We start from the raw sequence: 12,450 nt of genomic DNA on the forward strand, positions 1-12,450 counted from the left end.
GTTCGAGTATGTCTCACCGGGTTTCGAGACGGGGCGCTTGCGCGACCCAGGAGGCGTGGAGACCGGCGTAGACCGATCCCTCCTGGCGCACCAGCTCGTGGTGGGGGCCGCGCTGGACGATCCGGCCCCGGTCGACGACGACGACCTCGTCGGCGGCCTCGGCGGTGGAGAGGCGGTGGGCGATGGTGACGCTGGTGCGGCCGGTCATCAGCCGCTCGAGCGCCCGCTGGATGCGCATCTCGAGCTGGGGGTCGACCGCGCTGGTGGCCTCGTCGAGGACCAGCAGGTCGGGGTCGGCCAGGTGGGCGCGCAGGAGCGCGACCAGCTGCCGCTCACCCGCGGAGAGCGACTCACCGCGCTGGCCGACCCGGGTCGCCAGCCCGCGCGGCAACCCCTCGACCCAGTCACCCAGGCCCAGCTCGTCGGCGCTGCGCAGGATCTCCTCCTCCGTCGCCCCGAGCCGGCCGTAGCAGACGTTGGCGGTCACCGTGTCGTCGAACAGGAAGCCCTCCTGGGGCACCAGCACCACGCCGGAGCGCAGGCTGCTGGCGGCGACGTCTCGTACGTCGATGCCGTCGAGCAGCACCCGGCCCTCCGAGGGGTCCATCAGCCGCGTCAGCAGCTTGGCGAACGTCGACTTCCCGGAGCCGGTCTCGCCGACGATCGCGACGCGGGTGCCGGCGTCGATGGTCATCGACACGTCGTGGAGCACCGGGGGTCCGCTCGGGTAGGAGAAGGTCACCCCGTCGAAGGTCACGTCGATCGGGCCGCGCGGCAGCACCTGACCCTCGGGGCCCGGGTCGACGAGGTCGGCCGGGGTCTCGAGGATCCCGATCACCCGCCGCCAGCTGGCGATGGCGTTCTGGGCGTCGGTCAGGATCTGGGTGCCCATCTGGACCGGCCCCACGAACAGGGTCACCAGGAACGCGAAGGCCAGCACCCGACCCGCGGTCATGTCGCTGGTGAAGCCGAGGAGCACCCCCACGATCAGCACGCCGGCGTTGGCGAGGCCCGCGGAGAGACCACCGAGCGAGAACGACACCACGGTGTACTGCTGGGCCTTGGTGCTGGCCGCCTTGAACTCGTCGATGGCGGTGTCGATGCGGTCCTGGGTGCGCTCCTGCACGGCGTAGGAACGGACCACCTCGGCGCCCACGACCGGCTCGGAGATGGCCGAGAGCAGCACGCCGACCTGACGGCGTACGACGGCGTAGGCCGCCGTCAGCTTGCGCTGGAACCAGCGGATGGACAGGAACAGCGGCGCGAACGCCACCCACACCACGACCGTGAGCTCCCAGCTGTAGACCAGCATGATCACCGTCGCGACCAGCATCTGGCCGATGCTGACGATGAACAGCAGGCCACCGAAGACGAGGAACTGGCTCACCTGGTCGACGTCGGTGGTCACCCGGGAGACCAGGGCGCCGCGCCGCTCGGTGTTCTGGGTGAGCAGCGGCAGGTCGTGGACGTGGCGGAACGCCGAGATGCGCAGCGTGGCCAGGCCCTTCTCGGAGGTGCGGAACAGCCGGCTGGTCATCAGGTAGGAGGCCACGCCGGTGACCACGATCCCGGCGAAGCAGAGCAGGCCGACCATCACGACGAACGACACGTCGGGCCCGCCGGGGCCGTTCAGCCCGCGGTCGAGCGTCTGCTGGACCGCGATCGGGACGATCACCTGGCCGAACGACGCCACGATCGCGAGCAGCAGGGTGACCCGGAAGCCCTCCTTCAGCTCGGGGCTGACCGCGACGCCGCGACGGATGGTCTCGATCGGGGCGAGGTCCTCGCCGCTGTCGAGCCGGGTGCCGCTCGCGCGGGTGGTGGTGGTCGTGGTCATCGTCCGTCACCCCGCCCGGCCGGCTCGGCCGCCGGCTCGTCGTGGGCGGCCTGCTCGTAGGCGTTGACCAGCCGGGCGTACGTCGGGCTGCGGTCGAGCAGCTCGAGGTGGGTGCCGCGGTCGGCGACCCGGCCCCGGTCGAGGTGGATCACCTCGTCGGCGAGCCCGATGGTCGCCTTGCGGTAGGCGACCACGACGACCGTGCCGCCGCGGTCGTCGGAGCGCAGGGTGTGGAGGATCCGCGCCTCGACCTCGGGGTCGACCGCGGAGGTGGCGTCGTCGAGCACGAGCAGCCGGGGGCGCCGGACCAGGGCGCGGGCCAGGGAGATCCGCTGCCGCTGACCGCCGGAGAGCGACGTGCCCCGCTCGCCGAGCGTGGTGTCGAGGCCGTCGGGCAGGGCGGCGACGAAGCCGTCGGCCTCCGCGGCGCGCAGCGCGGCCCACACCTCGTCGTCGCCCACGTCGGCGCCGAGGGTGACGTTGTCGCGGACGGTGTCGTCGAAGAGGAACGCGGTCTGCCCGACGACCGCGACCGAGCCCGCGAGCTCGCCGTGGGCGAGGTCGCGCAGGTCGACCCCGTCGACCAGGACCCGGCCCCGGTCGGGGTCGAAGAGCCGGCCGAGCAGGTGGGTGAGCGTGCTCTTGCCCGAGGCGGTGGCGCCGACCAGCGCGACGGTGCGGCCGGGGGCCACGTCGAAGCTGACGTCGGCGAGGAGCGGCACCTGCGGGTCGTAGGAGAAGCCGAGCCCGTCGACCTCGAGCCGGACACCGCCCGCCTGCTCCGCCAGCGGCAGGGCGCCGTAGGGCATCGCCCCCGTCGCCTCGATCACCCGCTGCGCGCGGTGGAAGCCGACCACGCTGCGCGGGAACTCGCCGAGCAGCCAGCCGATCGAGCGGATCGGGAAGGAGACGATGGTGAGCAGGTAGGCGACGGTCACCACGTCACCGGCGTCGGAGGCGCCGCCGATCACGCGCTGCACGCCGACGGCGAGCACGACCAGCACCCCGATGTTGGGCAGCGCGGCGAGCGTGGGGTCGAACGCCGCCCGGATGCGGCCGGCCCGGATGTTGACGTCACGCAGCTCGTGGGCCTTGCCGGCGAACCGCTCGGTCTCCTCGCCCTCGCGGCCCAGGGTCTTGACGACCAGGGCCCCGTCGAAGGACTCGTGGGCGATCTCGCTGACCTCGGCGCGCAGCCCCTGGGCGCGGGTCATCAGCGGGGAGGAGAACCGCTGGTAGACGAGGTTGGCGACCACCACCAGCGGGAAGACCAGCAGCCCGACGAGTGCCAGCACCACGTCGGCGGCGAGCATCTGGAACACGGCGACGACCATCATCACCAGGGTCCCGACCGCCATCGGCAGCGGCGCGATCGGGCCCCAGGCGGCCTCGACGTCGGAGTAGGCGTTGGAGAGCAGCTGGCCGGTCGGGTGGCGCTGGTGCCACTCCATGGGGAGCGAGAGGTACTGCCGGGTGACGGCCCGGCGGGTGTGGGCCTGCATGCGGTACTGCATGATCCCGGCGCCGAGTCGTCGCGCGACGATGCCGACCGCGCGCAGGATCGCCACGCCGAGGAACAGCGCGAGCACCGCCCACAGCATCTCGGGCCCGACCTCGCCGGTCCGGAAGGCGGGGATCACCACGTGGTCGGTGGCCCAGCCGAGCACCCAGGCGTCGGCGACCGTCATCACGCCGAAGAGCAGGCTGCCGACGGTGGAGAGCGCGAAGATCGTCGGCTCCCGACGGATGGCCACGCCGAGTACGGCGAAACCCTCGCGCGTCGTCGACCCTTCCGACGCCGAGCGCTCACTCCACCCGTCGCTCACCTAGCTCCCTGCTCCCCTCGTCGTCGTCGTCGCGCCAACCTCGCGCCGGGACAGGCTATTCCGGCGTGCCGACAACCGCGCAACCGGATGGGCGGGTCAGGCGCGCAGCCGGGACAGGAAGGCGCGGGTCCGCTCCTGCTGCGGGTCGCCCAGCACCTGGTCGGGCGTGCCCGACTCGTGCACCACACCGTCGTGGAGGAAGCTGACCCGGTCGGCGACGTCGCGGGCGAACTCCATCTCGTGGGTGTTGAGCAGCATCGTCACGCCCTCGGCCTTGAGGTCGGAGAGCAGGTCGAGCACCTCCCCCACCAGCTCCGGGTCGAGCGCCGAGGTCACCTCGTCGAGCAGCATCAGCGCCGGACGGGTGACCAGCGCCCGGGCGATCGCGACCCGCTGCTGCTGGCCGCCCGACAGGTCGTCGGGCCGGGCGTGCGCCTTCTCGCTCAGGCCGACCCGGTCGAGCATCGCGGCCGCGCGCTCGTCCGCCTCGGACGCCTCGACGCGGTGCACCTTGCGCAGCGCCAGGGTCAGGTTGCCGAGCACGCTGAGGTGCGGGAACAGGTTGTAGGACTGGAACACCAGGCCCATCCGCGCCCGCACCTCGTCGACGTCGACCCGCGGGTCGGTGATGTCGTCGCCCTGGAAGGTGATGACACCGTCGTCGACGGTCTCGAGCAGGTTGGCGCAGCGCAGCAGCGTCGACTTGCCCGAGCCCGAGGCACCGATCAGCACCACGCACTGGCCCGCCCCGACCACCAGGTCGACCGCGCGCAGCACGACGTGGTCGCCGAACGACTTGCGGACACCGGTCATCTCCAGCACCGGGGCAGGAGATCCAGCCGAAGGACCGGTGGTCACATCATCCCTCCGGCTCCGTGGTAGCCCTTCTTGCGGGCGTACCAGTCGGTGAACCGGGCCATCGGGACGGTGAGGCAGACGAACAGCACACCGGCGACGACGTACGGCGTGTAGTTGAAGTCCTTGGCCGTCTCGATCTGGGCGGCCCGGATCGCGTCGATGACGCCGACGACCGCGATCAGGCCCGAGTCCTTCTGGAGCGACACCAGGTCGTTCATCAGCGGCGGCAGCACCCGTCGCCAGGCCTGCGGGAGCACGACGTGGCGGAGGTTCTGCCCGTAGCTGAGGCCCAGCGCCCGTCCCGCCAGCCGCTGGGAGGGGTGGACCGACTCGATGCCGGCGCGGAACACCTCGGCGACGTAGGCGGAGTAGGACAGCACGAGCGCCGCGCAGGCCCAGTAGATGGCCTCCCGGGGCAGCCCCGCGAGGTTGAGGGCCGGGCCGCCGAAACCGAGGAGCAGCAGGAGCAGCAGCAGCGGGAGCCCCCGGAACAGGTCGACGTACACCGTCCCGAGCAGCCGCAGCGGGAACGCCACCGGGCCCTGCACGGTCCGCATCACCGCGATCGTCAGGCCGAGCACCAGGATCAGCACGGCCGACACCAGCGTCACCCGGATGTTGAGCCACAGCCCCGCGAGCACCGCCGGGAAGGAGTCGACCGCCTTCCCTGCGTCGAAGTAGGTCTCCTGGACCCGCTCCCAGCCGGGCGAGGTGACCAGCGCCGTACCGGCGACGGCGAGCACGACGACGGTGCTGACGAAGGCGATGACGCCGCTGCGGACGGTGCGCCGGCGCCGGAACGCGTCCCGCTCGCGCTGGACCTCCGACGGCTGCCAGCCGTCGGAGGTCCCGGCCACGGCCGGCCCGCTCAGGACAGCTCCGGTGCGCCCTGCTGGGCCAGCCACTGGTCCTCGAGCTCGGCGAGGGTGCCGTCGTCGCGGAGCGTGTCGACGGCCTGGCTGACGCAGTCGGTGAGGGGACTACCGAGGTCGAGCACGGCGCCGAACTGCTCCACCTCGCCGTCGGGCAGCGGCAGCTGGCCGACGATGCTGCCCTTGGACAGCTGCACGGCCACCATGTAGTACGCCGTCGGCAGGTCGACGACGATGCCGTCGATCTGACCGTTCTCCAGCGCCTGCACCGCCTGGTCGTTGGTGTCGAACGGCGCACCCTCCTCCGAGGTCTGGATCTGGTCGCCGATCGCCGCGTAGCTGGTGGTGCCGACCTGCGCGCCGAGCCTGGCGTCCTGCAGCTCGGCCATGCTGGTGACGCCCTCGATGGAGCTGCCCTTGGTGGTCACCACGGCCTGGCGGACGTCGTAGTAGCCGCTGGAGAAGTCGACGGCCTTGGCGCGCTGCGGGGTGATCGAGACCTGGTTGACGTCGAAGTCGAACTCCTTCTCCCCAGGGCTGACCACGGCGTTGAACGGGACCTTGACCCACTCCACCTCGTCCTCGGCGAAGCCGAGCTGGTCGGCGATCGCGTAGGCCACGGCCGACTCGTAGCCCTTGCCGTTGCTGGGGTCGTTGTCGACGAACCACGGCGGGTAGGCCGGGTTGTCGGTCGCGACGGTCAGGACACCCTCCGAGTAGGTGTCGAGATCATCCTTCTCGCAGTCGCCGGCGGTGGGCGACGCGCCGCTGTCGGTGGCGGTGTCGTCGGCCTCGTCGCGCGGCGCGCAGCCGGTGGTGATCAGCAGTGCCACGCTCAGCGCGGCGAGGGCGGAGCCTCGGATGGTTGTGCGCATGTGAGAAGGGTAGGACCTCACGACGGGGCGGGGGCCGGCGTCCGCGCGCCGGCGTGGGAGGACCGTCGCCGGCGCTCCGGCCCGGCTACCGTGTCCCGGTGCCTGTCGACCCGCACCTCCTGCTCGGCTTCCTCGCGCTCTCGGCGGTCATCTCGGTGGTGCCCGGCCCCAGCGTGCTGTTCGCGACCAGCCGGGCCATCGCCCACGGGCGCGCGGTCGGGCTCTGGACGGTCGCCGGCAACTCGCTGGGCGGCTACGTCCTGGTGGTGGCGGTCGCCTGCGGCCTCGGCACCCTGGTCGCCGCCTCGACGACCGTGTTCACCGTGGTCAAGCTGCTCGGCGCGGCCTACCTGGTGTGGCTGGGGGCGCGCACGCTGCTGGCCGCGCGGGCGAGCCACGAGTCGACGCCGGAGGTCGCGCGGCACCGACTGCGCGGCGGGTCCGCGGCCCGGGTCCGCGAGGGCTTCGTCGTCGGGGTGAGCAACCCCAAGACGACGGTCTTCCTGGTGGCGGTGCTCCCCCAGTTCGTCGACCCGGACCGGGGACCCGTCGTGGCGCAGATGCTGCTGATCGGCCTCGCCGGCGCGGTCGTGCAGCTGGTCTCCGACGGCGCCTGGGCGCTCGGCGCGGGGCAGCTGCGGACCTGGTTCGCCCGCCGGCCGTCCCGGCGTACGGCGCTCGAGGCGACCGGCGGCCTCACGATGCTCGGTCTGGGTGTGACCGTGGCGCTCGGGCGACGGCCCGCGGTGTGACCGGGCTCAGCGGACCGGGTGACCGGCCGCGGCGAGCGCCTGCTTGACCTCGCCGATCCGGAGCGTGCCGAAGTGGAACACCGTGGCGGCCAGCACGGCGTCGGCCCCGGCCTCGACGGCGGGCGGGAAGTGATCGAGCCGACCGGCTCCCCCGCTCGCGATGACCGGGATCGTCACCTCCCGGCGGACCGCCTCGATGAGCGCGACGTCGAAGCCGTCGGTGGTGCCGTCGGCGTCCATGGCGTTGAGCAGGATCTCGCCGGCGCCGAGCTCGGCACCACGCGCGGCCCAGGCCACGGCGTCCAGCCCGGCAGACTCGCGACCGCCGTGGGTGGTGACCTCGAACCCGGACTCGGTGTCCGCGGCCCGGCGTGCGTCGACGGAGAGCACCAGGACCTGGTTGCCGAACCGGTCGGCGATGTCGGCCACCAGGCCGGGCCGCCGGATTGCCGCGGTGTTGACGGCGACCTTGTCGGCACCCGCGCGCAGCAGCCGGTCGACGTCGTCGGTCGAGCCGACGCCGCCGCCCACGGTGAGCGGGATGAACACCTCCTCCGCACACCGGGACACCACGTCCATGGTGGTCGCGCGGCCCTCGTGCGAGGCGGAGATGTCGAGGAACGTGAGCTCGTCGGCCCCCTCGGCGTCGTAGAGCCGCGCCAGCTCGACCGGGTCGCCCGCGTCCCGCAGCTCGCGGAAGTTCACGCCCTTGACCACCCGGCCCCCGTCGACGTCGAGGCACGGGATGACGCGGACTGCGAGGGTCACGGCCGGGTCAGCTCCAGTGCGTCCCGGAGGCTGAACCGGCCCTCGTAGAGAGCGGTGCCGATGATCGCGCCCTCGACGCCGTCGCCGACCAGCCCCTGGAGCGTGCGGAGGTCGTCGAGCTCGGTGATGCCGCCGCTGGCCACGACCGGCCGGTCGGTGGCGGCGCAGACGTCGCGCAGCAGGTCGACGTTGGGGCCTTGCAGCATGCCGTCCTTGTTCACGTCGGTGACGACGTAGCGGGCGCAGCCCTCGTCGTCGAGCCGGGCCAGCACCTCGTACAGGTCGCCGCCGTCACGGGTCCAGCCGCGCGCGGCCAGGGTGCGGCCACGGACGTCGAGCCCGACCGCCACCCGGTCGCCGTACGTCGCGATGGCGGCGGCGCACCACGCCGGCTGCTCGAGGGCGGCGGTGCCGATGTTGACCCGCCGGCAGCCGGTGTCCATCGCCGCCTTCAGCGACTCGTCGTCGCGGATCCCGCCGCTCATCTCGACGTCGATGTCGAGCTCGCCGACGATCCGCGCCTGGAGGTCGCGGTTGTGGCCCCGTCCGAACGCCGCGTCGAGGTCGACCAGGTGGATCCACTCCGCCCCGGCGTCCTGCCACCGCAGCGCCGCCTCGACCGGGTCCCCGAACCGCTTCTCCGACCCCGCCACGCCCTGCACCAGCTGGACCGCCTGCCCACCCGCGATGTCGACGGCCGGCAGCAGCTCGAGATACCCACTCACCCGGCTGAGCCTATGACCAGCCCGAGCAGCGAGGGGCACAGCCCTGCGGGCGCGAGACCTGATCGGGGGGCACGTTGAGTTGGGCCTCCCTCGCGTCGAGTTGGGTCTCCCTCCTCGGTGGATTCGAGGGAGGCCCAACTCAACCCCCAGCGACGCCCAGCTCAACCCCAGCGAAGCCCAACTCAACCCGCAGCGGAGCCCAACTCAACCTCGCAGCGTGTTCACCCAGTTGCGGAGGAGGGTGGCGCCGGCGTCGCCGGACTTCTCGGGGTGGAACTGGGTGGCCGAGAGCGGGCCGTTCTCGACGGCCGCGACGAACCGGTCACCGCCGTGCTCTGCAGGACCGGTCCGGGCCCAGATGACGAGCGGGGCCCGGGTGCGGTCATTGGTGACCAGGGTCCAGTCGCGGACGCCGTAGGAGTGGACGAAGTAGAACCGCTCCTGCTCGACGCCGGCGAACAGCGACGTGCCGACCGGGACCTCGACGGTGTTCCACCCCATGTGGGGGACGACGGGGGCCTGCAGCCGCTCCACGAGGCCCGGCCACTCGTCGCAGCCCTCCGTCTCGACGCCGTGCTCGACTCCCCGGCTGAACAGCACCTGCATGCCGACGCAGATGCCCAGCACTGGCCGGCCGCCCGCCAGTCGCCGTCCGATCAGCCGCTCGCCCTTCACCGCGTGCAGCCCGGCCATGCACGCGGCGTACGCCCCGACTCCCGGGACCACGAGCCCGTCGGCCGCCAGGCCTGCCTCGAAGTCGGAGGTCAGGGTGACCTCGGCGCCGGCGCGCTCGAGCGCGCGGACGGCCGAGCGGAGGTTGCCCGACCCGTAGTCGAGGACGACGACGGACGGCGCGCTCAGAGCGTGCCCTTCGTCGACGGGACGCCGCTCTCGCGCGGGTCGATCGCGACGGCGTCGCGGAAGGCCCGGGCGAACGCCTTGAACTGTGCCTCCACCAGGTGGTGGGGGTCGCGGCCGGACAGCACCCGGACGTGGAGCGCGAGGTGGGCGTGGAAGGCCAGCGTCTCGAAGACGTGGCGCGTCAGGGAGCCGGGAAAGCCGGGGTCGCTGCCGATGACGACGTACTCCTGCCCCTCCGGCTCGCCGGTGTGGACGCAGTACGGACGACCGGAGACGTCGACCACGGCCTGCACCAGGGCCTCGTCGAGCGGGACCGTGGCGTCGCCGAACCGGCGGATCCCGGCCTTGTCGCCGAGCGCCTCGCGGACCGCCTGGCCGAGCACGATCGCGGTGTCCTCGACGGTGTGGTGGGCGTCGATGTGGGTGTCGCCGGAGGTGCTGACGACCAGGTCGACCAGCGCGTGCCGCGCGAACGCGGTGAGCATGTGGTCGTAGAACCCGACGCCGGTGGAGACGTCGTGGCGACCGGACCCGTCGAGGTCGACCTCGACGTGGACCTTGGACTCGCTGGTCTGGCGGTCCAGGGTGGCGGTGCGGCTCATGACAGCTCCTTGTTCGGGTCGGACTCCAGCACCTCGGTGAGCGCCGTCCGGAATTGTCCCATCTCGTCCGGGGTCCCGACCGACACCCGCAGCCATCCGGACGGTCCGGTCTCCCGGATGAGCACCCCGCGGTCGAGCAGACCCTGCCAGACCGCGTGCCGGTCGGCGAAGGTCCCGAACAGCACGAAGTTGGCATCGGACTCCGCCACGTCGAGCCCCAGCCCCCGCAGCCAGGTGACCGTCCGGTCGCGCTCGGCCCGCAGCTCCTCCACCCTCGCCAGCAGCGCCGGTGCGTGCCGGAGCGCGGCGAGCGCCGTCGCCTGGGTGACCGACGAGAGGTGGTAGGGCAGCCGGACGACCCGGACCGCGTCGCAGATCGCGGGGTCGGCCGCGAGATAGCCGAGCCGGGCACCGGCCAGGGCGAACGCCTTGCTCATGGTGCGGGTGACCACCAGGTTGCGGTGGTCGGGCAGCAGCTCGAGCGCGCTCGGCGTCCCGGCACGGCGGAACTCGCCGTACGCCTCGTCGACGACCACGACCCCGTCGCCGGCCGCCTCGCACAGGGCGGTGATCGCCTCGGGAGCCAGCGCGGTGCCGGTCGGGTTGTTGGGGCTCGGGAGGAGCACCACCGACGGGCGCCGCTCCGCGACCAGGCGGCGCGCGTGGTCGAGGTCGAGGGTGAAGTCGGCCTCGCGACGGCCCACGACCCACTCCGTGACGGTGTCGCGGGCGTATTCCGGGTACATCGAGTACGTCGGCGCGAAGCTCAGCGCCACCCGGCCCGGTCCGCCGAACGCCTGGAGCAGCTGCAGCATCACCTCGTTGGAGCCGTTGGCGGCCCACACCTGGTCGGGGGTGATCCCCCGCCCGCCGTCGGCGTTCAGGTAGTCGGCGAGCGCGGCCCGCAGCGCCACGAACTCGCGGTCCGGGTAGCGGTTGAGGGTGGCCACCGCCTCCCCCACCGCGTGCGCGACGTCGGCCGCTGCCTCCGGGCCGGGACCGTAGGGGTTCTCGTTGACGTTGAGCTGGACGGGGGCCAGCTCCGGGGAGATCTGCGGCGCGCCGTAGGGCTCGAGACCACGCAGCTCCTCCCGCAGCGGCGGGAAGGTCACCGGCCCTCCTCCAGCCGGATCGCCACCGCGCGACCGTGGGCGGGGAGGTCCTCGGCCTCCGCGAGCGTGGTCACGTGACCGGCCACCTCGGCCAGCGCCTCGCGGGTGTAGTCGACCACGTGCACGGACTTCAGGAACGCACGGACCGACAGTCCGCTGGAGTGGCACGCGCAGCCCGCGGTCGGCAGCACGTGGTTGGAGCCGGCGCAGTAGTCGCCCAGGCTCACGGGGGCGTGCGGCCCGACGAAGATCGCACCCGCGTTGCGGACCCGCGCCGCCACCGCGGTGGCGTCCCGCGTGTGGATCTCCAGGTGCTCGGCGGCGTAGGCGTCGACGACCGCCAGGCCCTGGTCGAGGTCGTCGACCAGCACGATCCCGGACTGCTGCCCCGCGAGCGCCGTGGCGACCCGCTCCCGGTGACGGGCCTCCGCGACCTGCTTCTCCAGCTCGGCCACCACGTCGTCGGCCAACGGCTCGGCGTCGGTCACGAGCACGCTGGCGGCCGCCGGGTCGTGCTCGGCCTGGCTGATCAGGTCGGCCGCGACGTACGCCGGGTCCGCGCTGTCGTCGGCCAGGATCGCGATCTCGGTGGTGCCGGCCTCGGAGTCGATGCCGACCCGGCCGCGCAGCAGCCGCTTGGCGGCGGCGACGTAGACGTTGCCGGGACCGGTCACCAGGTCGACCGGTCGGCACGGACCGGCACCGTGACCGAACATGGCGATCGCCTGGGCACCGCCCACGGCGTACACCTCGTCGACGCCGAGCAGGGCGCACGCCGCCATGATCGTGGGCTCCGGCAGGCCGCCGTGGGCCTGCTGCGGCGGACTGGCGAGGGCGATCGAGCCGACGCCGGCGACCTGGGCGGGGACCACGTTCATCACGACGCTGGACACGAGCGGGGCGAGCCCGCCGGGCACGTAGAGCCCGACCCGGCCCATCGGCACCTTGCGGTGGGTGACGACGGCCCCCGGGGCGAGCTCGGTCGTGACGTCGCGCTCCAGCTCGGCCTCGCAGGTCGTCCGCAGCCGGCGGATCGCCTCCTCGAGGCCGGACCGGACGGTCGGGTCGAGCTCGTCGAGCGCCTGCTGCAGGGCCGCGGCCGGCACGGCGAGGTCGTCGAGCACGACCCCGTCGAACTGGCGGGTGTACTCCACGACGGCCTCGGCGCCACGGTCGCGCACCGCCTCCACCACCGGCCGGATCAGGTGGGTCGCCGCCTCCACGTCGAGCTCCGCGCGTGGCACCACGGCGCGGTAGTCGACGGCACCGTCGGTGCCCCTGAGGTCGATACGGCGGATCATGGGTCGATTCTAGGTTCGCCGGCCGGCCACGCCCGAGTCGGTGTCGCCCCGCAGGACGCGC

The 12,450-nt window shown here is 72.9% G+C and carries 12 protein-coding genes; 1 reads left to right on the forward strand and 11 read right to left on the reverse strand.

Going from position 1 to position 12,450, the window contains the following annotated elements; all coding sequences use genetic code 11:
- Positions 1-13: 13 nt before the first annotated feature.
- The 5 genes from ACQ1X7_RS13430 to ACQ1X7_RS13450 all read right to left on the reverse strand — a co-directional run bounded on the left by ACQ1X7_RS13430 (position 14) and on the right by ACQ1X7_RS13450 (position 6,268).
- Entirely contained in the window at positions 14-1,837 is a 1,824-nt protein-coding gene (locus tag ACQ1X7_RS13430; protein ID WP_432478705.1) for an ABC transporter ATP-binding protein, read from the reverse strand.
- Positions 1,834-3,591, reverse strand: coding sequence for an ABC transporter ATP-binding protein (locus ACQ1X7_RS13435; protein WP_432478706.1), 1,758 nt, complete (start codon positions 3,589-3,591; stop codon positions 1,834-1,836). The genes ACQ1X7_RS13430 and ACQ1X7_RS13435 overlap by 4 nt, the downstream gene beginning before the upstream one ends.
- Positions 3,592-3,759: 168 nt before the next feature.
- Positions 3,760-4,476 carry an amino acid ABC transporter ATP-binding protein gene (locus ACQ1X7_RS13440; RefSeq protein WP_432478770.1) on the reverse strand — a complete coding sequence of 239 codons (717 nt, stop codon included), beginning with the start codon at positions 4,474-4,476 and terminating at the stop codon, positions 3,760-3,762.
- Positions 4,477-4,517: 41 nt separating this feature from the next.
- On the reverse strand, positions 4,518-5,378 hold the full coding sequence (locus ACQ1X7_RS13445) for an amino acid ABC transporter permease (protein WP_432478707.1): 861 nt from the start codon (positions 5,376-5,378) through the stop codon (positions 4,518-4,520).
- An 11-nt stretch (positions 5,379-5,389) separates the two neighbouring features.
- Positions 5,390-6,268, reverse strand: coding sequence for an ABC transporter substrate-binding protein (locus ACQ1X7_RS13450; protein ID WP_432478708.1), 879 nt, complete (start codon positions 6,266-6,268; stop codon positions 5,390-5,392).
- A gap of 98 nt (positions 6,269-6,366) precedes the next feature.
- On the opposite strand from ACQ1X7_RS13450, the gene ACQ1X7_RS13455 reads away from it, so the two are divergent.
- On the forward strand, positions 6,367-7,020 hold the full coding sequence (locus ACQ1X7_RS13455) for a LysE family translocator (protein WP_432478709.1): 654 nt from the start codon (positions 6,367-6,369) through the stop codon (positions 7,018-7,020).
- Positions 7,021-7,026: 6 nt separating this feature from the next.
- Here the strand turns inward: ACQ1X7_RS13455 and hisF are convergent, their stop codons facing one another.
- From hisF to hisD, 6 genes are all read right to left on the reverse strand, one after another.
- Positions 7,027-7,788 (reverse strand): imidazole glycerol phosphate synthase subunit HisF, encoded by a 762-nt coding sequence (gene hisF / locus ACQ1X7_RS13460; protein ID WP_432478710.1) that lies wholly within the window; start codon positions 7,786-7,788, stop codon positions 7,027-7,029.
- On the reverse strand, positions 7,785-8,513 hold the full coding sequence (priA, locus tag ACQ1X7_RS13465) for a bifunctional 1-(5-phosphoribosyl)-5-((5-phosphoribosylamino)methylideneamino)imidazole-4-carboxamide isomerase/phosphoribosylanthranilate isomerase PriA (RefSeq protein WP_432478711.1): 729 nt from the start codon (positions 8,511-8,513) through the stop codon (positions 7,785-7,787). The genes hisF and priA overlap by 4 nt, the downstream gene beginning before the upstream one ends.
- A 204-nt stretch (positions 8,514-8,717) precedes the next feature.
- Entirely contained in the window at positions 8,718-9,374 is a 657-nt protein-coding gene (gene hisH / locus ACQ1X7_RS13470) for an imidazole glycerol phosphate synthase subunit HisH (protein ID WP_432478771.1), read from the reverse strand.
- Entirely contained in the window at positions 9,371-9,976 is a 606-nt protein-coding gene (hisB, locus tag ACQ1X7_RS13475; RefSeq protein WP_432478712.1) for an imidazoleglycerol-phosphate dehydratase HisB, read from the reverse strand. Before hisB ends, hisH begins: the two co-directional genes overlap by 4 nt.
- A complete protein-coding gene (locus tag ACQ1X7_RS13480; protein WP_432478713.1) occupies positions 9,973-11,088 on the reverse strand; it encodes a histidinol-phosphate transaminase in 1,116 nt (371 codons plus the stop codon). The genes hisB and ACQ1X7_RS13480 overlap by 4 nt, the downstream gene beginning before the upstream one ends.
- Positions 11,085-12,389, reverse strand: coding sequence for a histidinol dehydrogenase (hisD, locus tag ACQ1X7_RS13485; RefSeq protein WP_432478714.1), 1,305 nt, complete (start codon positions 12,387-12,389; stop codon positions 11,085-11,087). The genes ACQ1X7_RS13480 and hisD overlap by 4 nt, the downstream gene beginning before the upstream one ends.
- Between the last annotated feature and the right edge of the window lie 61 nt (positions 12,390-12,450).

Source organism: Nocardioides sp. GXQ0305 (assembly GCF_050880345.1).
Taxonomy (GTDB): Bacteria; Actinomycetota; Actinomycetes; order Propionibacteriales; family Nocardioidaceae; genus Nocardioides.

Coding starts and splice junctions, on each gene's coding strand:
- ACQ1X7_RS13440 (WP_432478770.1), bottom strand. CDS start 4,476: ATGACCGGTGTCCGCAAGTCGTTCGGCGACCACGTCGTGCTGCGCGCG.
- ACQ1X7_RS13430 (WP_432478705.1), bottom strand. CDS start 1,837: ATGACCACGACCACCACCACCCGCGCGAGCGGCACCCGGCTCGACAGC.
- ACQ1X7_RS13450 (WP_432478708.1), bottom strand. CDS start 6,268: ATGCGCACAACCATCCGAGGCTCCGCCCTCGCCGCGCTGAGCGTGGCA.
- hisD (WP_432478714.1), bottom strand. CDS start 12,389: ATGATCCGCCGTATCGACCTCAGGGGCACCGACGGTGCCGTCGACTAC.
- hisB (WP_432478712.1), bottom strand. CDS start 9,976: ATGAGCCGCACCGCCACCCTGGACCGCCAGACCAGCGAGTCCAAGGTC.